The sequence below is a fragment of the Marinibactrum halimedae genome (assembly GCF_021234875.1).
GTDB classification, from domain to species: Bacteria; Pseudomonadota; Gammaproteobacteria; order Pseudomonadales; family Cellvibrionaceae; genus Marinibactrum; species Marinibactrum halimedae.
In genome coordinates this window covers 118,649-143,259 of the sequence record NZ_JAJQVM010000003.1, presented here as the reverse complement: position 1 = coordinate 143,259, position 24,611 = coordinate 118,649, and the positions used below count along the sequence as shown (strand labels likewise).

General features: G+C 43.8%; 21 protein-coding genes. 14 read left to right on the top strand and 7 right to left on the bottom strand.

Features of this window, described 5'->3' with window-relative positions; all coding sequences use genetic code 11:
* Nucleotides 1-29: 29 nt before the first annotated feature.
* On the bottom strand, nt 30-848 hold the full coding sequence (locus LU351_RS02960) for an ion transporter (RefSeq protein WP_232592508.1): 819 nt from the start codon (nt 846-848) through the stop codon (nt 30-32).
* A gap of 374 nt (nt 849-1,222) precedes the next feature.
* On the opposite strand from LU351_RS02960, the gene LU351_RS02955 reads away from it, so the two are divergent.
* Complete coding sequence (locus tag LU351_RS02955) at nt 1,223-1,546, top strand: SUI1 family translation initiation factor (protein WP_232592507.1); 324 nt, start codon at nt 1,223-1,225, stop codon at nt 1,544-1,546.
* 60 nt (nt 1,547-1,606) lie between these two features.
* Here the strand turns inward: LU351_RS02955 and LU351_RS02950 are convergent, their stop codons facing one another.
* Complete coding sequence (locus LU351_RS02950; RefSeq protein ID WP_232592506.1) at nt 1,607-2,653, bottom strand: hypothetical protein; 1,047 nt, start codon at nt 2,651-2,653, stop codon at nt 1,607-1,609.
* An 814-nt stretch (nt 2,654-3,467) separates the two neighbouring features.
* On the opposite strand from LU351_RS02950, the gene LU351_RS02945 reads away from it, so the two are divergent.
* Both LU351_RS02945 and LU351_RS02940 read left to right on the top strand, forming a co-directional pair.
* A complete protein-coding gene (locus tag LU351_RS02945; protein WP_232592505.1) occupies nt 3,468-4,001 on the top strand; it encodes a hypothetical protein in 534 nt (177 codons plus the stop codon).
* Between the two features lie 101 nt (nt 4,002-4,102).
* Nucleotides 4,103-4,720 (top strand): RDD family protein, encoded by a 618-nt coding sequence (locus tag LU351_RS02940; protein ID WP_232592504.1) that lies wholly within the window; start codon nt 4,103-4,105, stop codon nt 4,718-4,720.
* 46 nt (nt 4,721-4,766) lie between these two features.
* Here the strand turns inward: LU351_RS02940 and lptG are convergent, their stop codons facing one another.
* Together lptG and lptF are read right to left on the bottom strand one after the other, a co-directional pair.
* A complete protein-coding gene (gene lptG / locus LU351_RS02935; protein WP_232592503.1) occupies nt 4,767-5,828 on the bottom strand; it encodes an LPS export ABC transporter permease LptG in 1,062 nt (353 codons plus the stop codon).
* Nucleotides 5,821-7,041 carry an LPS export ABC transporter permease LptF gene (gene lptF, locus LU351_RS02930; protein WP_232592502.1) on the bottom strand — a complete coding sequence of 407 codons (1,221 nt, stop codon included), beginning with the start codon at nt 7,039-7,041 and terminating at the stop codon, nt 5,821-5,823. Before lptF ends, lptG begins: the two co-directional genes overlap by 8 nt.
* Before the next feature lie 290 nt (nt 7,042-7,331).
* On the opposite strand from lptF, the gene LU351_RS02925 reads away from it, so the two are divergent.
* The 5 genes from LU351_RS02925 to LU351_RS02905 all read left to right on the top strand — a co-directional run bounded on the left by LU351_RS02925 (nt 7,332) and on the right by LU351_RS02905 (nt 14,190).
* Nucleotides 7,332-8,819 carry a leucyl aminopeptidase gene (locus LU351_RS02925; RefSeq protein WP_232592501.1) on the top strand — a complete coding sequence of 496 codons (1,488 nt, stop codon included), beginning with the start codon at nt 7,332-7,334 and terminating at the stop codon, nt 8,817-8,819.
* 9 nt (nt 8,820-8,828) lie between these two features.
* Nucleotides 8,829-9,281, top strand: coding sequence for a DNA polymerase III subunit chi (locus LU351_RS02920; protein WP_232592500.1), 453 nt, complete (start codon nt 8,829-8,831; stop codon nt 9,279-9,281).
* A 589-nt stretch (nt 9,282-9,870) separates the two neighbouring features.
* Nucleotides 9,871-10,587 (top strand): hypothetical protein, encoded by a 717-nt coding sequence (locus LU351_RS02915; protein WP_232592499.1) that lies wholly within the window; start codon nt 9,871-9,873, stop codon nt 10,585-10,587.
* A 230-nt stretch (nt 10,588-10,817) separates the two neighbouring features.
* On the top strand, nt 10,818-13,673 hold the full coding sequence (locus tag LU351_RS02910) for a valine--tRNA ligase (protein WP_232592498.1): 2,856 nt from the start codon (nt 10,818-10,820) through the stop codon (nt 13,671-13,673).
* Between the two features lie 319 nt (nt 13,674-13,992).
* Entirely contained in the window at nt 13,993-14,190 is a 198-nt protein-coding gene (locus LU351_RS02905) for a hypothetical protein (RefSeq protein ID WP_232592497.1), read from the top strand.
* Nucleotides 14,191-14,226: 36 nt separating this feature from the next.
* Here LU351_RS02905 and pdxH read toward each other — a convergent pair whose 3' ends face one another.
* Nucleotides 14,227-14,868, bottom strand: coding sequence for a pyridoxamine 5'-phosphate oxidase (pdxH, locus tag LU351_RS02900; protein ID WP_232592496.1), 642 nt, complete (start codon nt 14,866-14,868; stop codon nt 14,227-14,229).
* Nucleotides 14,869-15,028: 160 nt separating this feature from the next.
* Here pdxH and mobA point away from each other — a divergent pair, with 160 nt between their 5' ends.
* The 5 genes from mobA (at nt 15,029) to LU351_RS02875 (ending at nt 21,404) form a co-directional block, all read left to right on the top strand.
* Nucleotides 15,029-15,850: a molybdenum cofactor guanylyltransferase gene (gene mobA / locus LU351_RS02895; RefSeq protein ID WP_232592495.1), complete on the top strand. Its 822-nt coding sequence runs from the start codon at nt 15,029-15,031 to the stop codon at nt 15,848-15,850.
* Nucleotides 15,851-16,350: 500 nt separating this feature from the next.
* Complete coding sequence (locus LU351_RS02890) at nt 16,351-17,664, top strand: CmpA/NrtA family ABC transporter substrate-binding protein (protein ID WP_232592615.1); 1,314 nt, start codon at nt 16,351-16,353, stop codon at nt 17,662-17,664.
* A 261-nt stretch (nt 17,665-17,925) separates the two neighbouring features.
* Entirely contained in the window at nt 17,926-18,942 is a 1,017-nt protein-coding gene (locus LU351_RS02885; protein ID WP_232592614.1) for an ABC transporter permease, read from the top strand.
* 216 nt (nt 18,943-19,158) lie between these two features.
* Complete coding sequence (locus LU351_RS02880) at nt 19,159-20,022, top strand: ABC transporter ATP-binding protein (RefSeq protein WP_232592494.1); 864 nt, start codon at nt 19,159-19,161, stop codon at nt 20,020-20,022.
* A gap of 134 nt (nt 20,023-20,156) precedes the next feature.
* Nucleotides 20,157-21,404 carry an alginate export family protein gene (locus LU351_RS02875; protein WP_232592493.1) on the top strand — a complete coding sequence of 416 codons (1,248 nt, stop codon included), beginning with the start codon at nt 20,157-20,159 and terminating at the stop codon, nt 21,402-21,404.
* Nucleotides 21,405-21,496: 92 nt separating this feature from the next.
* Here the strand turns inward: LU351_RS02875 and LU351_RS02870 are convergent, their stop codons facing one another.
* Nucleotides 21,497-22,243 (bottom strand): competence/damage-inducible protein A, encoded by a 747-nt coding sequence (locus LU351_RS02870; RefSeq protein WP_232592492.1) that lies wholly within the window; start codon nt 22,241-22,243, stop codon nt 21,497-21,499.
* A 403-nt stretch (nt 22,244-22,646) separates the two neighbouring features.
* On the bottom strand, nt 22,647-23,102 hold the full coding sequence (locus LU351_RS02865) for a MarR family winged helix-turn-helix transcriptional regulator (RefSeq protein ID WP_232592491.1): 456 nt from the start codon (nt 23,100-23,102) through the stop codon (nt 22,647-22,649).
* An 892-nt stretch (nt 23,103-23,994) separates the two neighbouring features.
* On the opposite strand from LU351_RS02865, the gene LU351_RS02860 reads away from it, so the two are divergent.
* Entirely contained in the window at nt 23,995-24,609 is a 615-nt protein-coding gene (locus tag LU351_RS02860) for a glutathione S-transferase family protein (protein ID WP_232592490.1), read from the top strand.
* Nucleotides 24,610-24,611: the final 2 nt, after the last annotated feature.

The following is a 24,611-nucleotide window of genomic DNA, read 5'->3' as shown; positions in this document are numbered from 1 at the left end:
CACCGAACTGAAACATCGAGCGAATTTCACTAGACGACCTTTTTATCTAAGTCACAGCCACAATGCTTACAATAAATCGCATCTCGATCATGATCCGAGCGTGAACAATTCGGACAAGAGCGTGAATGACGTTCACGTTGCATTTCTTGACTCAACTCAGCGGTTAAAATCCCGGTGGGTACGGCAATGATCGAATACCCCGTTAACATCGCCAATGCGGCAATGACTTGGCCCGCCGGTGACTGAGGTGTGATATCTCCATAGCCGACAGTCGTAATGGTCACAATCGTCCAATAAATACTTTTCGGAATACTGGTGAACCCATTTTCCGGCCCCTCAACAACAAACATCAGTGAACCAAATACGGTGGCAATTACGGATACGGTGGCAAAAAACACTAAGATTTTGCGGCGGGATGCCACCATGGCACGAATAAGCGTATTCGCTTCTTGAAGATATTGTACTAATTTGAGTACACGAAATATTCGCAATACCCGCAATAAACGAATGATCAATAAATAATTAATGTTACCTAGAAACAACCCAAGATAGGTGGGCAAAATCGCCAGTACATCCACAACACCATAAAAACTACGCACATATCGCCACCGGTTAGGTGCGCAGTACACACGAAGTCCGTATTCCAGTGTAAAAAAAATTGTAAACGCCCACTCTGCCCACAATAAATACCGTTTATAGTCGGTTGCAAAAGGCTCAACAGAGTCCATTATCACCGCACAAACACTGGCTAAAATAACAGCAATAAGAACAAGGTCAAATCGCTTACCTGATGATGTATCGGTGCCAAAAATAATGGTGAACAATCGCTCACGCAAACCTTGTGACACAAGTAGCCCCCTTAAAAATCTAAACCTGTAACACTAAAAATATGGCTGAAACACTCTTCTTCCAGGCCCTGTAGTATCGAATGACAATGTATCGAATGACAATGTATCGAATGACAATCTACCAAATGACAATGTATCGAATAACAATCTCTATGGAGACTCTCATTCAGAAAAGTTCAACCCGTGCATTTAAGCCTGTATAGCTCACTCTCTTAGTAAAGTTTTTTGTTATTCTTTCTTTCCTCAAGCATGTGTATGCTTTCAAGTATGTTCATATGTAAACTATTTATACATAAGGTATTTATACATAGGGCACTTATACCTATAGTACGTTTACATGATATTCATTTAAGTACTGCAATACAGGTATTCCTATGACTCGAGAATCCCGCTTGGTCTACTCCACTGAAACTGGGCGTATTAAACCCAATGACAGCCCCCCTAAAACAACCACTTCCAGCGGAGACGGCATTGTGCGTATTCATCGCGAAACGAAAGGAAGAAAAGGAAAAGGAGTCAGCCTGATTACAGGGATTGAAGGACAAGACTTAAAAGCCATTGCGAAAAAACTAAAACAAGCTTGCGGCGTAGGTGGGTCTGTGAAAGACGATGTCATAGAAATACAGACCGACCAACGTGAAAAATTAAAAGTTGAATTGGAAAAAATGCACTTCTCCGTCAAAATCGCAGGTGGGTAGCGCCTGCTTTGCACAGTGCTGGTGACTTATAACGACACCAGTACTATGCAGTAATCCCGACTATTTAACCCAGCTTACCGGAAATAAATATACCTTTGGATTCGAAATTGAATCCACATCATAGATAAGACGATACTGACCTTGCTCAGCCTCTTCGGGGAGACTGAAAGTAAACTTCTTTGAGAAAACAGAGAAAGTGTATTCCCCATTGGCTAACTCAAAAACTCCCGTATAAATATTATCCCCCAAGTAAGTCAAAGCATGTTTACCTAGTCTGCTGGAACGTACTTTCACTCTTCCAAGCCGCGATTTACCCGGTTCTTTGCCTGTTAAACGTGCCAGTTCACGTTGAGCAAATTGAACCGCTGATGCTTGTTTTTCACCTACCGTTGGCCAATCTGCCTCCGTGGAATCAACCGCTGCAACCACAGTGTCGTTGGTATTTTTTGTCACTTCCGAGGTTTTCTTTGCTGAAGTCGTGTTAGCTTGCTCTGTACCTTCCAGCGGTTGGCTTGCGGAAGCAGTAGTGGCAGTAGTGGCTTTAGCGTCTTGTGATGATACTGTTGCAGAGCTTGGAGCCCCACTGGATGGAGACGGTGATTCTGCCTCATTAGCAGCCGGTACATTCGCTTGTTGAGATGAGGCGACTTCAGCACGTTGTTTCGCCGCCGCAATACGGGCCAGCAACTCAGATTTTCGTCCCTGCAACTTAGCAATATCCAACTCTAGAGTATCGATTTTTTCGAGTACTTTCTGTTTACGCTCGAAAAAGCGCTCATACTTTCCATCAATACGATTAAAACGCACCGATATAATCATGGCCTCACGATGGGCTTTTTCATTATTGGGATCTTCCGCTTCTTTTAACACTCGTTGAAGGTCTGCTGACACCGTTTCATATTCGGTGACAATTTGATCTTCTTCTGTGGTCATCCGTGAAACAGAATTGTTATGTTGCTGTAACTTACTTTCAGAGGCTTCTATGGCGCTATCCACTGACGATAAATCGGATCGTAAGCGCGTCAGTTCACTCTGAGCAAATACAGAAAAAGAGAACAGGGTAAGCCAGAGAACAAGAAAGTGCTGGGTGTAGCGAAATGTATCCATAATATGATTGAACCGTTCGAGCAAGTAAGCAACAAGAAAAGTGATTTAAGACAGCCCTAGTTCTTCGTTCTGAAAAATAAGAACCCGGGAAATGCGATAGTTGTAAATACAACTCTCAATGAACGCGACACCTTAGCGTAAAAAGAACGCCGGACACAACCAAATCGGTCAACATGCGTCCACTAGCGCCAATGAAAAGCATGTAAGCGGCATCGAGTCTCATTCTAAATTCAAACATTGTTACAAAGTTTTAGTATAAATATGGTCAATCGTCGATCAGAATCCCAAGTGAGCCTACAACTCAAGAGCGTTATAACCGTTTGGTATTGGCTATTATCAAATAGCACTATTTGAGCGTTGATTATCCCAAGAAAAACTATGAAAAATGAGTGGCAATATCGTGCTTTTTTAGCCAACCACGTGAAGCCTTCTGCCATTTTTCCTCAATAATGTCACCTTTTAATGCTTCTTGAAGCTGAAACTATCAAAACGCGACCAAATAGTCATATGATTTAATTTCACAGATGAAATTGATCTAAAACTGGGCTTCACAAATACGGATTACTCACGCAACATCACTACATGGGCTATGACACCAATTACGGATAACAAAGCCATATAGAAAAAATTCGCGCCACTTCATCAAGCGCTGCATACAGGTGCTGAAACTTCTAGGTGTTGAAAGTTCTAAATGGCGGCAATTTCCGTAACTGGCCAAAACATTTTTCGTTATGTAGGAAAACTCCAGCTTGTCTCATTCATGAGCAAGTGACGTTATTCAAGGCGTCTCCAACTAAGGATAATGAGGTCTCAAATGCCAACGTATACCCGCACTACCAGCATTATAAAGACATACCGAGCAATCGTACCCGTTGTGGGAACAGCCGTCCTCATTATTGGGCTTCTCTGCCATCCTTGCTCTGCCGACAATGACAACCTTGAATTCAGTTACATCCCTGATTATTTGCACCCCAATGCCTTTTTTCACAAAGAAACTCAATACAACGATTCAAACGAGCGTCACTTCAGCACTTATGCGATGGACAACGAAGATTTAGAAATGGCGGTCGCCAATTTCTCTGACGGCAGCATCAATACCATGCAACGTTTGATGAATCACCAATGGCTTTACCAAGCCCACTACGACATTAAGTTGAAAAAAGGCAGCAAAGTGCTCTCTCGCTTCCTACAAGACTCACTGTATACCTACTGGAAGAATCGCCGTAAAAGCCAATCCAACACATCGGACCTCGCCAATTCGCACAATCAGCAAGACATTCACCAAGTGGATTACCGTATGCGGCTCAGTGACGATTCTTTGAAACTGTCCGTCTCGTACGAATTTTAGTTTGCTCCGCGTATCAACGATCTTTCATAAGAAAATACCGCTTCTTGTAGAATCTACGTTACCATTGCGCCCCAATTGTTACGGGACTGAAAGGCGGGGCCATGGCACGCAAGCACTCTTCACACACCACCACTGACAAGACCAGTCAAAACAGCAATAACCCTCATAACAACGACATACATATCAAGGACATACATAACAACATTCATAACTACATTCATAACACGGTACTAAAACCGGCTGAGCTATGGAGACGACTAGCCGCGCTGGTTTACGATTGGTTGGTATTAGGGGCGGTGAGTATTGGCTATGGTGCTTTTGCACTGTGGGTTAAAACACAGGTTTTTCACTACGAACTGCAACCAGGGGAAAAGGCTGATCTAGGCTTGCCCGGTTTTATTGGGTGGGTTGTGGTTGTTAGCGCGTTTTATTCTTTTTTTTGGATAAGAGGGGGGCAAACCCTAGGCATGAGGGCTTGGCGATTACAGTTAATTAACCATGTTTCTCAATCAACAACTCAAACAGCCCCTCTAAAAGCACCCTCTGTCGTCCAGTGCTTAGCCCGCTGCCTAATCGCACCCTTTTCGTTATGCCTACTGGGTATTGGTTATTGGTGGAGTTTAACGAACCCTTCTGGCCGTTCATTGCATGATATTGCCAGCCGCACACAAGTGATTGTATTACCTAAATCAATGGTGTTACCTAAATCGAAAAAATAGCCGAAGGGTTAACCAGTTTTATATAAAGGGCTAACTATATGAAGGGCTAACGGCTTTTCTGTAAAAGGTATAACCCGATCATTGCGCAGATCACAATCGGCGCCAATACTGCAATAAGGGGTTCAAAGCCATATACCAAACTTGCCGGGCCAAGCATGTCTTGGGTCGTTCGAAAAATAACCCCTACCATTACCCCCGAAAAAATTCGAAAGCCCATGGTGACTTGGCGCAATGGCCCGAAGATGAACGAAATCGCCACCAAGACCAAACTGGCAGTGGCCAACGGTTGCATAATTTTTTTCCAAAATACAAGCCAGTGGGATTCACTATCCAACCCCTGCTGCTCTCGATAAGTGGCATACTGATATAAGTTGGAAATAGACAAAGACTCTGGAGGCAAAACCAATACATTGAGCACCTGAGGTGTGAGATCGTTATCCCATCGGCGGTTCGGCCATGTTGCAGTCTCGGTTTTGTCTTCTTTGAAAAGGGTTTCCACAACGTTCTCTTCGATCCAGTGATCCCCCTGATAAATTGCGGACACTGCAGAACTGGCCACTAAAAGCCGTTGTTGATCGTCATACTGGTAACGTGTCACACCAAATAATTTTCCATTGGGCTGCACCGCATTAAAGTGCATAAACTCATTGCCCTCACGATTCCATAAACCGCGATTTGCCTCCAATACACGATGTTTCCCCAAGGCCACAGACCGAGAACTTTCCGCAACTTGGTCCGTTATTGGAGTGACAAATTCCCCCAAGACAATACCCAACCCAATAAAGGCCAAAACCGGCTTCAGTACTAGCCAAGTAATACGACGAACAGAAACACCGGCTGCGCGCATCACGACAAGTTCACTGGACGCCGCCAGTAGCCCTAAACCGATTAGGCACCCAATTAACGCTGAAAAAGGGATAAATTCGTAAATCCGGCTGGGGAGCGTCAACCCTACATAGAAAAGGATTTGCAAAAAACCGTAGTCATCGGACATTTGAGTTAATTCATCCACCAATGCCGCGATCACATCGAGCCCAACGATCACCAACATCACCACTGCGATGGCACCACTGACCGATTTTGCAACATACCGGCTAAGTTTACGCATTGGCCTCTCCTTTCTCGTTCGCAGGGCTATCAAGGTGAGTAAGGCCATCAGAAGTAGGACCGTCAGGATTAGCACGACGCCCTTTACTAACTTGTCGACCTTTCGCCACTAAGCGCTGACGCAAACTGCCCGCTCCCATCATGAAGAGACCAATCGAAAGAAACACACCATGAATCAACCACAATCCGTAAATCGGTAACTTGCCATCTTCGATCGACCCTCTCCCACCGTTAAGGCTAACGAGATACACCAAATACAGAACAATGGCAGGAATCATCTTGGCATAACGGCCCTGACGAGGATTAGTGGAACTCAAAGGCACCGCCAGAATCGCCACCACCATCACCAAAGCAGGTAAGGTTAAACGCCATTGGAGAGCTGCTTGCGCTTTAATATCGTCTGATGCCAATAACGCTTTGGTCGACATTCGATCCACCTTATCTTTGATGGACACTCTTGGTTCTTCCACGACTTGCCAATACTGACCAAATTCGGTGACCGTATAATTTTGTTGGCCTGGCCTACCGCTGTAACGCACACCGTCGGTCACTTGAAAATATTTGCGGCCATACTCTTCGACAATACGCTGCTCTGCATGCTGTGCTCGCACCACCATCAACTGTTTTTCGGCCCCTGTATTATTTTTCTCTTCTGTTTTTTGGTCGCTGTTTTCTTGCATTTCCGCTAAAAAAACCGAGTTCATCACCGTCCGATCTTCATTAAACGATTGGGCATAGATGATATTTTTACCACGCTTGAGCGGTTGAAATTGTGCTTCGCTCAATGTTTCGAATTCACTGCGCTTACGTTGCTCTTCCAAAATAGTATTGGATCGATCCACCCCCATTGGGCTCACCCACAAACTCAATGTTGCCACTAACGTTGCCACCAACAGCGCCGGCATCAGGGTGTAACCCAATAAACGTTTTTGGCTGAAACCACACGCTCTTAACACGGTCATTTCACTGTCCATGTACATACGACCATAAGCCAATAAAATCGCAATAAAAAAAGCCAAAGGCACAATGAGCTCAAGAAAAGACGGAATTCGGAAAGCCATAACAGAAAGCAACACATCTGCTGAAATTCGACCTGATGCCGCTTCAGCAAGGTATTTCACAAACCGCCCACTCATGATGATCACGACCAACACCAACGCAACGGCCAGCATGCTGTAGATAACTTCTCGAAAAAGATAACGAAATAAAATCACAACGGTTGTTTAATCCTTAATGAGCTTAATTTTCATCGTATACACTCCCACCAATAAGCGAACATGACACATTTTTTCAACAACTCTTAGGGGAGTTTTCCAAAAACTGTTTGTTTAACACCCAACTCAGTTGTTGTTGTCTTCGGACGTTTGACCCCGCCTAGGCATGTCGTACACTATGACGAAATTGTGTCGTTATTATTCCGTAATTTACGGTTATTGTCTTCGCTTGCCTTATCTGCATATTGAGCGAACAAAAACCTATACTCCCAATTTGATTGGAATCGTCTATGAAATTTCAAGCCAAAGCACTCAACCTCGCAAAACAAAAAGCCGATTGTACTGTTATCACTGTCTTTGAAGACAAAACCCTCTCCCCTTCTGCACAACTGGTGGATGAATTGAGTGATGGCGCACTCAGTGCCTTACTAAAATCCGGAGATATCGTCGGCAAAGTGGGCAAAACCACAACACTGTTTTCACTCAACGGAATCGCAACCCCTAAAATCATTATTGTCGGTGCAGGAAAAACTGAAGGTTTATCACCAGAGGATGCGAAAAAACTGTTTTCAACCATCGCCAATAATATCAATACCCCCACCATTAAATCCGTTGCACTGTATTTAGACGACCTCATCATTAACCATCGCGATCAACACTGGTGTGCTCAACACCTTGCACAAGCCATAGCCGCTGCCAGTTATCGTTACGACACCACCAAATCCAAGAAAGCGGATAAACCGGCCCTCAAGTCCCTCTTATTCAACGTGCCTACCGCCGCAGTGGCAAAAAAAGTGCAGCCTTTCTTAGAGCGTGGTCAATCTATCGGCAATGGAATGAACGTCACTCGTGAGTTAGGGAATTTACCCGGTAATATTTGTACACCCGCCTACCTTGCAAAACAGGCGCGCTCCATGGCTCGAGGCAACCCCAAGCTTTCGGTCACGATTCTAAAAGAAAAAGAAATGCGCACATTAGGGATGGGGGCACTGCTTTCTGTCTCTGCAGGCAGCGAACAGGAAGCGCATTTGATCGTGATGGAATACAAGGGCGCGGCTAAATCCAAACCCCCTCACGCTTTAGTGGGCAAAGGCATTACCTTCGATACCGGAGGCATCAGCTTAAAGCCAGGCGCCAATATGGATGAAATGAAATTCGACATGTGTGGTGCCGCCAGTGTTTTTGGTGCGATGTCCGCCATTGTCGAATTAGAGCCCGCCATCAATGTGGTGGCGATTATTGCCGCATCGGAAAACATGCCGAGCGGACGTGCGACCAAGCCCGGCGATGTAGTAACGTCCATGTCTGGCCAAACCATTGAAATTCTCAATACCGACGCAGAGGGGCGCTTGGTCTTGTGCGATGCACTTTCTTACGCCGAGAAATTCAAACCAGCCAGCGTGATTGATGTGGCCACCTTAACCGGTGCTTGTATGGTGGCATTAGGCAAACACCTGTCTGGCCTCTACAGTAATGATGACGACTTAGGCAATACGCTATTTGAACTGAGCCAGCAATGTGGCGATAAGGCTTGGAGAATGCCAATGGGTGAAGAATTCCAAGCCCAGCTCGACAGCAACTTTGCTGACATGGCCAATATCGGTGGCCCCTTTGGTGGCAGCGTGACCGCCGCTTGCTTCCTCGCACGATTTACTCAATCCATGACGTGGGCACACTTAGATGTTGCAGGCACCGCTTGGCACAGCGGTGCGAAAAAAGGTGCCACCGGACGTCCAGTTCCACTACTGTGTGAGTATTTACTCAGTAACGCGGAGTAATCACATACAGTGACTCGTATCGATTTTTACATTCTCTCTACCGAGTCAGACGAGGCGCGCTGGCGTCTCGCGGTCAGGCTCAGCGAAAAAGCCCTAATCGCCGGGCATCGCATTACGATCATCAGCCCCAACACAGAGATCAATGAAAAGCTAAGCCATCATTTATGGCATGATCGCCCTGAGAGCTTTCTGCCACACAGTACTGTCGCTGAAAGCCAAATTAACCATCAAACTCCCCCAGCCCCCATCACCATCGCCAATGAAGAACCAAGCCATCAACATCATGACGTCTTAATCAACGTGGCGGATGCCGATATGGAAAAGTACTTCAGCCGTTTTCAACGGGTTATCGAGATTGTGACTCAAGCCGAAAGTTCACTGACTCACAGCCGACAGCGCTATGGATTTTACCGACATCGGGGTTACCCATTACACACACACAAAATTAACATGGGTTCCTAACTAACATGAGTTCCTAACTAAAATGAGCTCCTAACCAACATGGAACTCCTAAATAAAGCCCATCGATTTTGCCAGAGTGAACAGGCAAGAAATCATGCCTTACAGTAGTGGTGGCTATTTAGTATTTCTGGCTATTTGGCAGTGATGTTATTTAGGAACGGCGCCTATTGTTTTCAGCTCTTCTAATTACCTACATTTAATGCCAAGAAACAAAAATTTACGCATTTATTGACCTGTCGGTCATTGTTTTTCTACCCATTTAAGGCAAAACTGTAAATATTTCGATCACAAAATTGTGCGATGCCGTGGTCTAATCCACATCAGCCATCCCGAAGACGCTATATCATTGCACGTTTTGCAAAGGAACCACGGCACACCTAACCAATGCCTTTATGTAATGACCTTGCACAACATTTATTCGGTACTGCTTTTTCACTCTATTGTTTAAAGCTGCTTTTTAAATACTGTTTTCAGTTAATGCCTTTTAGAGAATGCCTTTCTGGCCCAAGACAAATTGCATACTCAAAGACCATGAGCATGTGAAATAGGAAAGGCAACATAATTCTATTGAGGTGGGAGCTAAGTCACTATGGCCAGTTATACACCAGAAGACTCCTTTGGAGATAAGCATTTACTGATCGAGCTGGAATCCATTTCTGGGTTACTCGATGACGCACACATTCCTATTTTGCAGGATAAAGCTGACCTAACTCATTCCAATACGCCTACCACCTTCACCGCTTCACAACAAACTCTAGAAGAACTACGACTGCTGTCCGATACACTTTCATCACAACTAGAACGGTTGCGTCGTTACCAAACTAATACGTCTTTTAGTACTCACGATAAACCCCTGAGCCCCACATCCAAACTACGTACTTGTGCATCACGGGCAACGGGGGTAGCTGATCGCTCCATAATGAGCACCCAATCCCTCAAAGCTTCGGCACACGACGTTACAACAAACAAAACTTCGACAAACCACTTAATAACAACAAACGGAACATCAAGATCTGCTCTTCAACAAAAGCAGAGTCTGCGTGAAAAAAACCCTTATTTACCCGCTCACTGCCGAGCGACAACACAAACCGCCTCCCCTTCTTTAACAACAACCGCTTTAGAGGAAGTTGTAAAAGAAAAAAGCTTCACTGATCAGGGCATGGCCCTCTCTAATACAGCCTTACAAGCAACAGTGGACTCACTGGTTGAGCGTTTACTGCCAAGCCTAAAAGAACAATTGCGACAAGAACTTTTGAATACTTTCTCGACTAAAGACAAGAGAGGTAAAGAGAAACCACCTAAATAGAACATGTCCAGAAAGCATTTAATAAAAAAGAAGGGGCTCAAGGAAAGCATCATCCCCCTCAAGAATAAATTACCTCTTGTTCCCACCCCCATAATCTAGGCTGTCTCGACCACGCGAGGTATACTAGGAAGTTTAAAGTAGAGAAATCCTTTACACAGATTAAAATTCATACGGAAACCAGCAATAAAAGATCAATCCGTATTGCCAATCAAGAGACCTCAATAATCGCAATGTCAAATACGCAAACGCCGAACACCGAAAATAACGCTCATACCGACAGCAGCACTCAAGGCAGCAGTACCCAAGACAATAGCTCGCAAGACAAGACTTACCAGCCCGGTAATATTGAGCAGCCGTTATATCAGCACTGGGAATCCCAAGGTTATTTTGCGCCTCAAGGTTCGGGTGACCCTTATAGCATTATGATTCCACCACCCAACGTCACCGGGTACTTGCACATGGGGCATGGTTTTCAAGAATCCATTATGGATGCCCTTATTCGTTACCAGCGCATGCGTGGTAAAAACACCTTATGGCAAGTGGGTACTGACCACGCGGGTATTGCCACCCAAATGGTGGTAGAGCGTTTACTGGCCGAAGAAGGCACAGATCGTCATGCCCTTGGGCGCGAAAAGTTTATTGAGCGTATTTGGGAATGGAAAGAACATTCTGGCGGCCACATCACCAAACAATTACGGCGACTGGGTGCCTCCCCTGATTGGAGCCGTGAGCGTTTCACCATGGACGATGGCTTTTACAAAGCGGTACAGGAAGTATTTATTCGCTTGTATGAAGACGGCTTAATTTATCGCGGTAAACGTCTCGTGAACTGGGACCCGAAATTAAAAACCGCCGTCTCCGATCTCGAAGTCTTAAACAAAGAAAGCGATGGTCACTTGTGGCATTTCCGCTACCCACTGACCGATGGCTCTGGCCATTTAGTGGTTGCCACCACTCGACCGGAAACCATGCTCGGTGATACCGCCGTTGCCGTTCACCCAGAAGATGAACGCTATCAGGATTTAATTGGCAAAACCATTACTCTGCCTATCGTTGGGCGTGAGATTCCGATTATTGCCGATGACTACGTCGACAAAGAATTTGGCACTGGCTGTGTAAAAATCACCCCTGCCCACGATTTCAACGATTATGAAATGGGCCAGCGCCACAACCTACCAATGATTAACATTTTGGATGACACGGCTCACTTAAACGACAACGTCCCAGAAGCGTATCGAGGCTTAGAGCGCTTTGCTGCGCGCAAACAAATCGTTGCCGATTTTGAAGCGCTAGAATTACTGGAAAAAATCGAGCCACACAAGTTAAAAGTGCCTTACGGAGATCGCTCTGGCGTAGTGATCGAGCCTTACCTTACCGATCAATGGTATGTAAAAACCCAACCCTTAGCCGACAAAGCCATTGCCGCAGTGGAAGGCGGGGATATCGAGTTCGTCCCCAAACAATACGAAAACATGTACTTTGCTTGGATGCGTGATATTCAAGATTGGTGTATCTCTCGCCAGCTATGGTGGGGACATCGTATTCCGGCTTGGTACGACAACGACGGTAAGGTTTATGTTGGCCGTACTGAAGAAGAGATTCGTGAAAAGCACGGGTTAGCTGATGACATTACCTTGCGTCAAGACAACGACGTTCTCGATACTTGGTTCTCATCAGGCTTATGGACCTTTGGCACTCTAGGCTGGCCAGAACAAACTGAAATGCTCAAAACCTTCCACCCCAGCTCCGTATTGGTGACCGGTTTCGACATTATTTTCTTCTGGGTTGCCCGGATGATCATGCTCACCCTGCACTTCCAAAAGGACGTGCCTTTCCATACCGTTTATGTCCATGGTTTAGTTCGTGACAGCCAAGGCCAGAAAATGTCCAAATCAAAAGGGAATGTATTAGACCCCATTGATTTGATTGACGGCATCGATTTAGAAACCCTCGTCAAAAAACGCACCTCGGGCATGATGGTGCCGCATTTACGTGAAAAAATTGAAAAACAAACGCGCAAGGAATTCCCCGATGGCATCAGCGGGTACGGTACGGATGCGCTTCGTTATACCTTCTACTCACTCGCCTCCACAGGCCGAGACATTAATTTCGACGTAGGGCGAATTGAAGGGTTCCGAAACTTCTGTAACAAAATCTGGAATGCCGCCAACTTCGTGTTAAGTAACTGTGAAAACGAAGATTGTGGCCAAGACGGCTCCAACCACTACGAGCTATCTTTGGCAGACCGCTGGATTATTGGACGCTTGCAACACGCTGAAACCGACGTCGAGCAAGCCTTTAACACTTACCGTTTTGACTTGGCATCTCAAGCCATTCAACAATTTTTCTGGGATGAATTCTGTGCATGGTATTTAGAGCTGTCCAAACCCGTGCTCACCGGAGACGACTACACAGCTGAACAAAAACGCGGCACTCGCCGAACCTTAGTACGAGTTTTGGAAACCGCACTTCGTCTTGCACATCCATTAATGCCCTTCATTACCGAAGAGCTGTGGCAGAAAGTGAAAACATTAGCGGGTACTTCTGGTGATACCATCATGTACACCGAATACCCACAAGCGGATTCCAGCAAAATTGATGATAACGCCATTGCCGATATGGAGTGGTTGAAGGAAGTCATCACCGCCGTTCGAAATCTCCGTGGTGAAATGAAAATACCGCCGGGCAAAAAACTGCCTGCGCTAATGAAAAACGCTGACGACACTGCCACACGTCGCATCGAAGAAAATCGCGCCTTTCTTATCAAACTCGCCAACCTAGAAACATTACAGTGGCAAGAAGACAGTGAAGAACCACTTTCCGCCAAAGCATTGGTCGGCGAAATGGAAGTTCTGATACCCATGGCCGGGCTAATTGATGTCGACGCAGAACTGGCACGCCTGCAAAAAGAGTCTGACAAATTAGAGAAAGAAATTAAGCGCTTAGAAGGAAAATTAAACAACCCTAAATTTGTCGATAAGGCGCCCGTAGAAGTCGTCAATAAAGAGAAAGAAAAGCTGGCAGATTACCAATACTCTCTGAAGACCCTAGCCAATCAAAAAAGTAAAATCGCTGCATTACGATAAGGTTTCAGAAACGGACCTCTACTGAGACTAATCGTCGGACCTCTACTGAGACTAATCGTCTTTAAGGTCTATCCGTCTTTAAGGCTGCCCCCTTATGGACGACCAAGAAGGCTAAAACCCATTGCCTTGGTGGTAAAACTGCCAAGGCAATGGGCCACCTAACGATACCTTGAAGCCCGCAAAGACGACCTATTTACCTTTTTGCCAACCGTTACAAATACAACTATCTTTCTCTCTGCGTTATATTATTATCGTATATACATTTAGCGAACAATGGTGTAGCGTGGCTGTCTGATCGTGACACAACTGAGGTAAGCCCGTGCCCCCAAAGTCGAAAGACGATAAGTCGGAGAAGAAAAATAAAAAAAACAGTCAATTAATTATTCGCATTAATGACGTCGAACGCGATGCGTTTGTCCAACGCTGCGAAGATTTAGACACCAGTGCAGCCAGAGAAATACGGCGCTTCATTCGTAATTTCTTGGAAGAGCACGGAGATACATCACAAGACGATTAAATGTTTAACATTTAATCGTCTTTATTAAAGTTACTCTCACGGCATTAGCCGCTCAATGCTCCACTCCTCACCCCGACGTTGATAAACAAAACGATCATGCAATCGAGCACTGCCTCCTTGCCAAAACTCAATCTCATGAAACTGCACACGATAGCCTCCCCAAAAATCGGGTAAAGGTATCTGCCCTTTTGCAAATTTTTCTTTCATACGCGCAAATTGTTGCATCAGTGCGGTACGAGAGCTAATTGGACGGCTCTGCGCAGAGGCCCATGCCGCCAATTGGCTTTCCTTAGGGCGAGAACTGAAATACGCCAATGACTCTTTAGCGGATACCTTCTCTGCCACACCACACACTTTGACTTGACGCTCCATCGCATGCCAAGGGAAGTGCAAACTGATCTTCGGGTTTTTCCCCAACTCCTCCGCTTTTCGGCTACTGTAGTTCGTGTAAAAAACAAACCCATTATCATCAACGTGTTTAAGTAGCACGATCCGCTGAGAGGGCTGGCCTTGTTCATCCACCGTCGCCACCGTCATGGCGGTAGGGTCCTTCAAACCAAACTCTATCGCCTGCTTTAGCCACAACTGAAATTGTTCTACCGGGTTATCCAATAAGCTTTCTCGCGTCAGTTGACTCAAGGTGTACTCTCTTCTTAAATCTTGAATATCTTTACTCATCACTTATCAACACTATTCTCATACGGGTCAGTTAAGATCGACGATTCGGCAGTATATTCTCATCAGCACAGTAGGTTAATCTCAGACACCAACTAAGCACCTACTTGATGGTTGAGGGCCACCTTTAACCTAATTATTACTTAAACAACATCCATACATCATGACATCAGTATCTACTAAAACGACATCCCTTCCAGTTCTTGCCTGTGTTATTGCCGGAGGGCGTGGAACAAGGTTAAAAGAGGAAAGCAATAATCAACCACTGAAGCCCTTTGTGACGATTGATAATACGGCTCTCATTCTGCGAGTGATTCAACGCTTAACCCTCTCTTCGCCAAAAAACATTGCCATCAATACTTCCCACGCCTCTGCCGCAGACACCCTACAGTTTGAAGCATTAGGCCTACCGATCATTCAAGATGCAAACTCCATTGGACCACTAGGCGGACTATTGGCCGCCTTGCAATGGGCCAATAATAAAGTCACCGTTGAGCCACAATGCTCCGGCAGCAAAGAGGATGATGGTGAAAGGGAAAATAGCTCGATGTTTCCTTCCTGCCAGGGAGGTTGGCTGCTTACTGCCCCTTGCGACACCCCCTTCCTACCCAGTGATTATCTGAAACACCTTCTGGATTCATTAAAAGAAGCACCAAAACCTCACCAGATTAAAATGGCAATATCGTCTTACGCCAACAAAATTCACCCTCTTTGCGGACTTTTCCATACCAACCTTTTGCCCGCACTGACCTCTTTTCTTCAGTCGCCCACCTCACCCATACCAACTGCATCACTCACATCGAGCAACTCATCTGCATCACACATAACACCGAAGAATCCAAGGTTCAGTCTTAAGCAATGGCTAGCACAACAGTCCTATTCAGTAGCTAATTTTGATCACCACACTGAAGACCCTTTTTTCAATATCAATACACCCGCTGACTTAGAAGCAGCGCAAATACGATTTAACGCTCAGCGCCAATGAGCAGATCATTACTGCTCTTATATTTTCCTTAAAATAAATAATGCACCATAAATAAACAAAAAATAACAAACAAAAATGTATCATATTGGTGCAAAAAAAGATTAATCAAAATCGAAAAAGAACACAAAAAGTTAAAACAAAAACACCAAATAAGTACACCACAAAAAATATAACGCCATTTAAGTGCATCAACGAAAAACGTGCAAATTCACAGCAAAGCCCCCTTCAAGACTTTAACCCTCTGTTTTTATTAATTTTTTTCCAGAAAAAAACGTTTTTTTCAAATTGGCAAGGCTTTTGCGATGCATTAGCCAGCACCAAAAAGCTCAACAATTCAACAAATCACGACTAAATCGGTTAACGCCATTCGCTCATTTGTCATTGCCGTAGAGGAGCTCAAAATGGAACACGCGCCAACACATAACGCACGCACTCTTTTGTCTGCGTCATTTACCTCTTTATCCCGCAAACTGTGTGGCACCTTATTGTGTGCAACCTTGATGCAAGCAGGCCTCGCTTTTGCAGAAACAGAAGAATTAGAGTTAGAAAAAGAAGACCTAAAATTTGGCTTTATTAAACTCACCGATATGGCCCCATTAGCCATTGCTTATGAAAATGGGTATTTCGAAGATGAAGGCCTGTACGTCACATTAGAAGCACAAGCGAATTGGAAAGTCTTACTGGATCGAGTCATCGACGGGCAGTTAGATGGCGCACATATGTTGGCAGGCCAACCATTAGGAGCCACCATTGGCTTTGGCACCCAAGCCCATGTAGTAACCGCATTCAGCATGGACTTAAACGGTAATGCCATCACCGTCTCTAACGATATCTGGAAAGAGATGAAAAAACATGTGCCACACAAAGATGGAAAACCCGTTCACCCCATTAAAGCGGATTACTTAAAGCCTGTTGTCGAAAAATACAAAGCAGATGGAAAACCGTTTAATATGGGTATGGTTTTCCCGGTATCCACACACAACTATGAACTACGCTACTGGCTAGCGGCAGGCGGTATCCACCCCGGCTATTATGCCCCACATAAAGACGACACCAGCGGTACCATTGATGCCGATGCATTACTTTCCGTCACCCCTCCACCACAAATGCCAGCCACCCTTGAAGCCGGTACGATTTATGGTTACTGCGTAGGAGAACCTTGGAACCAACAAGCGGTTTTCAAGAAAATTGGTGTACCTGTTGTTACCGACTACGAAATTTGGAAAGACAACCCCGAGAAAGTGTTTGGGGTATCAAACAAATGGGCCAAAGAAAATCCCAATACCCACCTAGCCGTGGTTAAAGCATTAATTCGTGCAGCACATTGGTTAGATCAAGACAACAACAAAAACCGTCCAGACGCCGTAAAAATTCTTTCAAAACCCAATTACGTTGGCGCCGATTACAATGTGATTGCCAACTCCATGACGGGTACATTTGAATACGAAAAAGGCGACAAGCGCGATGTGCCAGATTTCAATGTTTTCTTCCGCTACTTTGCGACCTACCCTTACTACTCCGATGCCATTTGGTACTTAACACAAATGCGTCGTTGGGGACAAATTGCGGAACCAAAATCAGACAACTGGTATATGGATATTGCCAAGAAAGTCTACAAACCAGAGATTTATCTACAGGCGGCGGAATTACTCATCAAAGAAGGAAAATTAAAAAAATCTGATTTTCCTTTCGACAGCGATGGGTTTAGAGCACCACAAACGCACTTTATCGATGGCATCACCTACGATGGTCGCAAGCCAAATGACTATCTGAAAAAATTCAATATTGGACTAAAAGGCGATACGGTTATCTAGAATTAATATCCTCAAGGCAGCGGGCGTCATAGATGATACCCGCCGCCTTGAAAAGGCACGACAGTCTGGATTTAGTTCGCCTGGATTTAGTTCGCCTGGATTTAGTTCGCCTGGATTTAGTTCGCCTGGATTTAGTTCGCCTAGATTTAGGAGCCTTTCTATTCACCATATTCACTCAAGAAACAATCAACATTTTACCCACAATAATTTTGATTTATCCGTAACAATGCGTGGTAACATCCACCAAAGGGCATCACCATGATTAACAGCAGTATTCGTTTTTTGGAACTCACCGGCATGAATTGGCTTATTCCACTGGTCAATCTCATGGCCGGAAGAAATCCCAAAGCACAAATCACTGAATTGTTCAAAGTGATTGGCGTACCGATCGCTGCATTTGCTATTTTTCTTTTATTGTGGAGTGTGGCGGCCAAAAGTATTGTCACAAGCCTTGGGAATTTACCCGGCCCCACACAAACTTGGGCGCAATTTGAATCACTTGTTGAAGAACACAGAGCGTCACGAGAAAAAGAAGCCGCTTTTTATCAACGTCAAAAATATCGAAATGAAAAACGCATTGCTAAAGGCAAAGAGCCGAAAAAAATTCGCGCCTATACTGGCGCACCAACATTTTTTGACCAAATATTCACAAGCCTATACACAGTATTTTTTGGCTTCTTTATCGCAACCGCTATTGCCATTCCGATTGGTATTATATGCGGTTTAAATACGACTATTTATACAGGCCTGAACCCTTTAATACAAATCTTCAGGCCCGTCTCACCTTTAGCCTGGCTCCCCATCGTCACCATGGTCGTTAGTGCTGTTTATACAACCGATGATCCATTAGTACCAAAATCTTTTATTACCTCAGCATTAACCGTCACACTGTGTTCACTATGGCCGACCTTAATCAATACAACCGTAGGGGTGTCCAGCATTGATCGAGACTTCATTAACGTCTGTCGCGTATTGCAACTGAATTGGATCAATAAAATTTTTAAAGTTGTTTTACCCGCCTCTCTTCCGATGATTTTTACGGGGTTGCGCTTATCATTAGGTGTCGGCTGGATGGTATTGATTGCAGCAGAGATGCTGGCACAAAATCCCGGCCTTGGAAAATTTGTTTGGGATGAGTTCCAAAATGGCAGCTCTAACTCTCTGGGGCGCATATTAGTGGCCGTCTTTGTGATTGGCTGTATTGGCTTCTTACTAGACCGAATCATGCTAACGCTCCAAAAAAGTGTTTCACACGACAAAACTCAAGACATACGCTAATGACATCACTAACGCACCAGTTTCAAAAACAAAACTCAATAAGCACTATGAAAACGTTATTTAATTAAACATCGAACTCATGAAAAGTTTGCAATGCCGCCAATACAGTTTTCACTAAACTAAGTTTATAAAAGCATTCACCATAACGGCCAAAAAATATATTCAGACACACTTGGCCACTAGATGTTTCGCCAAACAGCGAAAGAGGAAGAATTCATGTCTCAAACGTATTTAGACATCTCTGGCGTTTCTATTGAGTTTCCAACACCAGCGGGCCCTTTTAAGGCACTCGATAATGTCAATTTAAAGATACAAAAAGGAGAATTTATTTCTCTTATCGGACATTCTGGATGTGGCAAATCCACCGTTTTAAATATTGTTGCGGGCTTATACGACGCCACACAAGGTGGTGTTATTTTACAAGGCAAGCAAGTCACCAAACCAGGGCCAGACAGGGCCGTGGTTTTTCAAAACCATTCTCTCTTCCCATGGTTGACTTGTTATGACAATGTCCGTCTGGCAGTAGATCAAGTATTCAAGAAAAAAAGCAAAAAAGAGCGTCATGAATGGACTGTACACAACCTAGAACTTGTTCATATGGGACATGCCATGAATAAACGCCCAGATGAAATTTCTGGTGGCATGAAACAGCGCATCGGTATTGCTCGCGCACTGGCTATGGAACCCAAAGTCTTGTTAATGGATGAGCCCTTCGGTGCACTGGATGCCTTAACGCGTGCCCACATGCAAGATTCTCTAATGGAAATTCAAGCAGAATTAAATAACACCGTTATCATGATCACTCACGATGTGGACGAAGCGGTATTGCTTTCCGATAAAATTGTGATGATGACCAATGGCCCCGCCGCCACCATTGGCGAAATTTTAACAGTTGAACTAGAACGCCCACGAGATCGATTGGTACTCGCTGACGACAGCACCTACAATCATTATCGAGCCGAAGTGTTGCGATTTTTACATGAAAAGCACGCAAAAAAGGATACAAAACCTGCCTCTAAAATAAAAACAGACGTAAAAAAAAATAACGATACCAACAACAATAATAATAAAGCGGCATAACCTCGAGCAAGCGCTAAAAAAGTACCAACCAATATTAGCAACCGATATTAGCAACAACACAAGCAACTGAATTGAGCAAGAATAACTCACACTGACTCAGCAATTACAGTTTTACCATAATCGAGGAGACCACCATGGCTGTTTTTCAACGTGCCACTTGTCAACGTACGACTTTTCAACGCGTCAATTCCCAATGCGCGGCAACATTGTGCTCAGTCATTGGTGCCAGTCTGATTTTCTGTGCTAACACCACCAATGCAGAAGACAACTTTCATAAACTCCTGGCCGATGGCGAAGCTTACGGAAAACTCAATCTTCGATATGAATCTGCCGAACAAGATAATCCTCTAGAAGACGCAGATGCACTTACTTTACGCACCATGCTTGGTTATAACTCTGCCAACATGAATGGCTTTTCAGCAACGATAGAATTTGAAGATGTACGACAAGTCTTCGGATTGGGCGATTACAGCGTTGGCCCTGCCGGGTATAACGTGGGGGAATATTCGGTCATTGCTGACCCTGAAGTGACAGAAGTCAATCAAGCTTTCATCAAATACAGCAATAATGGTTTAACCGCTAAAATGGGACGCCAAATTATTGCATTGGATAATCACCGCTTTGTTGGGCATGTAGGATGGCGTCAAGACTGGCAAACCTTTGATGGGCTTACCGCAGTTTACAGCCCAAATGACAGCATTAAATTAACCTACGGCTATCTCGATAAACGCAACCGCATTTTTGCGGAAGCTGCGGATATTGACTCTGAAGATCACATTCTTAATGGCTCCTTTAAAACCCCTATTGGCACAATCAAAGGGTATGCTTATCTGCTTGAGAATGAAGACAACAATTCCGAACTTGACACCGTTGGTGTAAGCCTAAACGGAAAAGTAAAAGCCGATAACGTCAGCTTTCTCTATGCCGCAGAATACGCAACACAAGAAACCGACACTGACTTTGAAGCTGATTATTTATTTCTTGAAGGGGGTGTATCCGTTTATGGCATTACTGCCAAGCTTGGTTACGAGCTATTAGGATCGGATGATGGCGCCTATGGATTTTCAACACCTCTGGCCACCTTGCACAAATTTAATGGTTGGGCAGATTTATTTCTCAACACACCAGGAACCGGCCTAGTCGATACACATGTCAATATTGGCAGTAAATTAGGCCCTGGTAAATTGAATGTAATTTACCATACGTTTGAAGCAGATGAAGATTCAGCGGGTATGTCAGATTATGGTACAGAATGGAACCTTCAATACGTTATGAAATTCGGTAAACATTACGATGTAGGATTTAAATATGCGTCATACAGTGCCGATGATTTTGGCGTTGATACCGATAGGCTTTGGGCATGGGTAGGAATGTCCTTTTAATCCACAATAAAACACAAGAAATTTTTGACGCCACCTATCTCCCTCTATCACCTCTAAAGGTTAGAGGCTCTAAAGGTGGCGTTGAATTTACCTTACAATCGCTCCCAACGGGCATCAATTGCCTGCAGTTTTTCCTTAAGCAAAACCATTGCTAATTTTACTTCTGTTAAATGCCCTTTAACCCCTAATTCAATACGTGGATTATCTTCACTCATAATCGGTAAACTGAACAATTTTAAAGAGGGGTGAGCCGTCAACACCGCCTCCATGATAGGCGTCACCTTACTTTCATAGGTGTCAAATACCATCAATGCCTGTTCGACATATTGATTGTCCACTAAATGACTGCAGTGATTATCCAACACCCATTCCATCATCGGTGCCGCCATTTCAGGAAAACCAGGCATAAAGAAATGATTACGTAGAAAAAAACCCGGAATACGGTTAATAGGGTTAGGGATAAGCTGAGAGCCCACAGGGAATTCAACCATACGATAATGATGCCCTTCTAAGGTACGGTTTCTTTCTTTCGCAAAAACCTCTAGTATTTCCAACCCTTCAGGATGGTACTGAAGCTCTATACCTAACGCCTTGCCTGCCGCCTGACGGGTCATATCATCAGGCGTTCCACCAATCCCTCCCGTACTGAACACGATATCACCAGAAGCAAAAGTATCTTGATAAGTTTTTACCAATAAGGCCGGGTCATCAGACACCACTCGCATCCAGCTTAGGGTTAGGCCGCGACTCTTCAGAAGCTCAATCAATGTTGGTAAATGCTTATCAACTCGTCGACCGCTTAAAATTTCATCTCCGACAATCACTAAGCCAATATTCATTTAGCACCTCTTTTATGGCTTTTTTAGCCTAATCTGCTTTTACTCTCACAAGCTCAATGCCCCACCCAAGTGTAGCATCCTCATCTCGATTCTTATCAACATACCCTTAAGGCGCAGAATTCCATAACGGTAACCCAAGAAAAGAGCAAACACGATCAAAAAATATGGGGATTAAAAGCAGGAATAAAACAGATAAAAACAAAGGGCTCACTAATGATGTCTTCTGTGAATTCAAACACTGTGAGTAACAATAAATATGAGATGAGCAAACGAAAAGAGGAAAATAAATTATGGGGGGGAAGCCCCCCCCATAATGCGACAGACCCAAAGACACTGAGTCTACTACTTATCAGCGCAGTAACCTATATGATAAATAGTCAGTAATAAAATCGAAGAAAATCGATTACATTACCCGCAAACGCTCATCTAGCTTATCTAAGATTCTCAATAAATCTTGATATTCAGAATCACTCAATGCAGTCAATAAATTATTTTCCCAAGACAGTGCCTTAGGCGCAATTTCTTGATACATATGTAAGCCACGTTCGGTCAAACACAAGTTGCTCACGCGGTTATCATCACACGATTTTTCCCGGATAAGCAAATGCTTCTCCTCCAAAGATTTCACGGCTCGTGACACTTTGGACTTATCCATAAGTGTAATTTCACCGATATTCTTCGAATTAATGCCAGGATTCTCAGCGACCCGTGACATGACTCGCCATTCAGGAACAGAAATATTTGTATCCCGACTGTAAATATGCGAACAATTGTCACTAATTCTTTTGGAAATATTCGCCATAATATGTGGCAAATATTGATTTAACGTTAATTCAGCAGTTGCATTTTCTATAGACATGAACAGTACACCCCAATTTCCATGATTTTATTTTTCTCTCATGTATTTAACATGCTCTTCCAATTCTTCGAAAAGTATCAAGTCGATGAAGTATCAAGAGCAAAATCCATTTCTCGTTATCATTAATTATCAAACGTCACCGGCTAACACACAACAAGTAAGATTTCACGCTACTTGAAGCGAAAACAGGAACGTTTTTTTTATTCTGTGAAATTATTTACGCAAAATGGCGCAAACTGCAACCATTAATCTCAGTATCAACAAAAATAATACACATCTTAATTAATGTACATAAAAAAACCAAAAAAAATGAAAAATAGCGGCGGGTCAACGAGAAACTCACCCACGCAGTACGTAAAGAAGCAACATATTATGACAAAATTATTAAAAAAAACTTTAATCAGAAAAATTTACATAACTTAACTCATTCATTCTTTCATCACACCCAAAAGACTAAAAAACAAACAAAAAAGCCATATTATATGCACAGGCATATCACTGACATTGCTTATGTATAAATAAATTTTACAGTTTTTATAAATCATCAACTGACAACAACGACCATTTCGTATCCGAGAAACCTCTGCGTCATTTAGCTCTCTATTTTATAACAAAACAATCATATGAAACCATTTTATCTAGATAGTTCAGCAGTAAAAACCTGTTTTTTCATAAATTGTCCTTATGAAAAAACAGGCATTGGCGCGGAAAACAACATGACGTTAAAAATGAAGTAATAGCAGCATCTAAAAATATGATCATTTAATACTCAGTCGAAGTTCATCCCATGAATTTCAACTTAGTAAAAACGGAAGCGTTTAAACAGTAACTGGATACCCCCTATACTTTGACTCATGATGCTGAATCAATAACGACAACAACGAGGAATACCATGAAGATTTACGAATCTCGGCAAGCACCTAATCCACGCCGGGTTAGAATCTTTCTGGCTGAAAAGCAGATTGATATGACTTATGTACAGCTCGATCTTGCTGCTGGAGAAAATTTGACTCCAGAAATGCGTAAGAAAAACCCAACCACTAAAATTCCTTTTCTAGAGTTGGATGATGGAACCTTCATTGGTGAAACAGTCGCCATTTGCCGTTACTTTGAAGAAATCCAGCCTGAGCCTCCCCTTTTTGGTCGAACACCTTTGGAGAAAGCCCAAGTTGAAATGTGGGCACGCCGAGTCGAATTCCATATGATGATGCCTGTCGGTATGTGTTTTCAACATACCACCGGTTATTTTAAAGACCGAATGACACCTGTACCCAGTTGGGGGGAAGTGTGTGGTGACAATGCTAAACAGTACCTCATCGAACTGAATGATCATTTAGCCAGCAATCCATATTTAGTCGATAATTATTTTAGCATCGCCGATATTAATCTTTTCTGTGCAATCGACTTTGCCAAAGTAATTAATATTCGTATTGATAAGGACGAGTCTTTTCCACACTTACTACGTTGGTATAAAAACATGAAACAACGCCCTTCAGTGAGTGTGTAAAA

Coding starts and splice junctions, on each gene's coding strand:
- LU351_RS02955 (WP_232592507.1), top strand. CDS start 1,223: ATGACTCGAGAATCCCGCTTGGTCTACTCCACTGAAACTGGGCGTATT.
- LU351_RS02860 (WP_232592490.1), top strand. CDS start 23,995: ATGAAGATTTACGAATCTCGGCAAGCACCTAATCCACGCCGGGTTAGA.
- LU351_RS02925 (WP_232592501.1), top strand. CDS start 7,332: ATGAAATTTCAAGCCAAAGCACTCAACCTCGCAAAACAAAAAGCCGAT.
- LU351_RS02865 (WP_232592491.1), bottom strand. CDS start 23,102: ATGTCTATAGAAAATGCAACTGCTGAATTAACGTTAAATCAATATTTG.
- LU351_RS02870 (WP_232592492.1), bottom strand. CDS start 22,243: ATGAATATTGGCTTAGTGATTGTCGGAGATGAAATTTTAAGCGGTCGA.
- LU351_RS02945 (WP_232592505.1), top strand. CDS start 3,468: ATGCCAACGTATACCCGCACTACCAGCATTATAAAGACATACCGAGCA.
- LU351_RS02880 (WP_232592494.1), top strand. CDS start 19,159: ATGTCTCAAACGTATTTAGACATCTCTGGCGTTTCTATTGAGTTTCCA.
- mobA (WP_232592495.1), top strand. CDS start 15,029: ATGACATCAGTATCTACTAAAACGACATCCCTTCCAGTTCTTGCCTGT.
- LU351_RS02915 (WP_232592499.1), top strand. CDS start 9,871: ATGGCCAGTTATACACCAGAAGACTCCTTTGGAGATAAGCATTTACTG.
- LU351_RS02890 (WP_232592615.1), top strand. CDS start 16,351: ATGCAAGCAGGCCTCGCTTTTGCAGAAACAGAAGAATTAGAGTTAGAA.
- pdxH (WP_232592496.1), bottom strand. CDS start 14,868: ATGAGTAAAGATATTCAAGATTTAAGAAGAGAGTACACCTTGAGTCAA.
- LU351_RS02940 (WP_232592504.1), top strand. CDS start 4,103: ATGGCACGCAAGCACTCTTCACACACCACCACTGACAAGACCAGTCAA.
- LU351_RS02910 (WP_232592498.1), top strand. CDS start 10,818: ATGTCAAATACGCAAACGCCGAACACCGAAAATAACGCTCATACCGAC.
- LU351_RS02950 (WP_232592506.1), bottom strand. CDS start 2,653: ATGGATACATTTCGCTACACCCAGCACTTTCTTGTTCTCTGGCTTACC.
- LU351_RS02875 (WP_232592493.1), top strand. CDS start 20,157: ATGGCTGTTTTTCAACGTGCCACTTGTCAACGTACGACTTTTCAACGC.
- lptG (WP_232592503.1), bottom strand. CDS start 5,828: ATGCGTAAACTTAGCCGGTATGTTGCAAAATCGGTCAGTGGTGCCATC.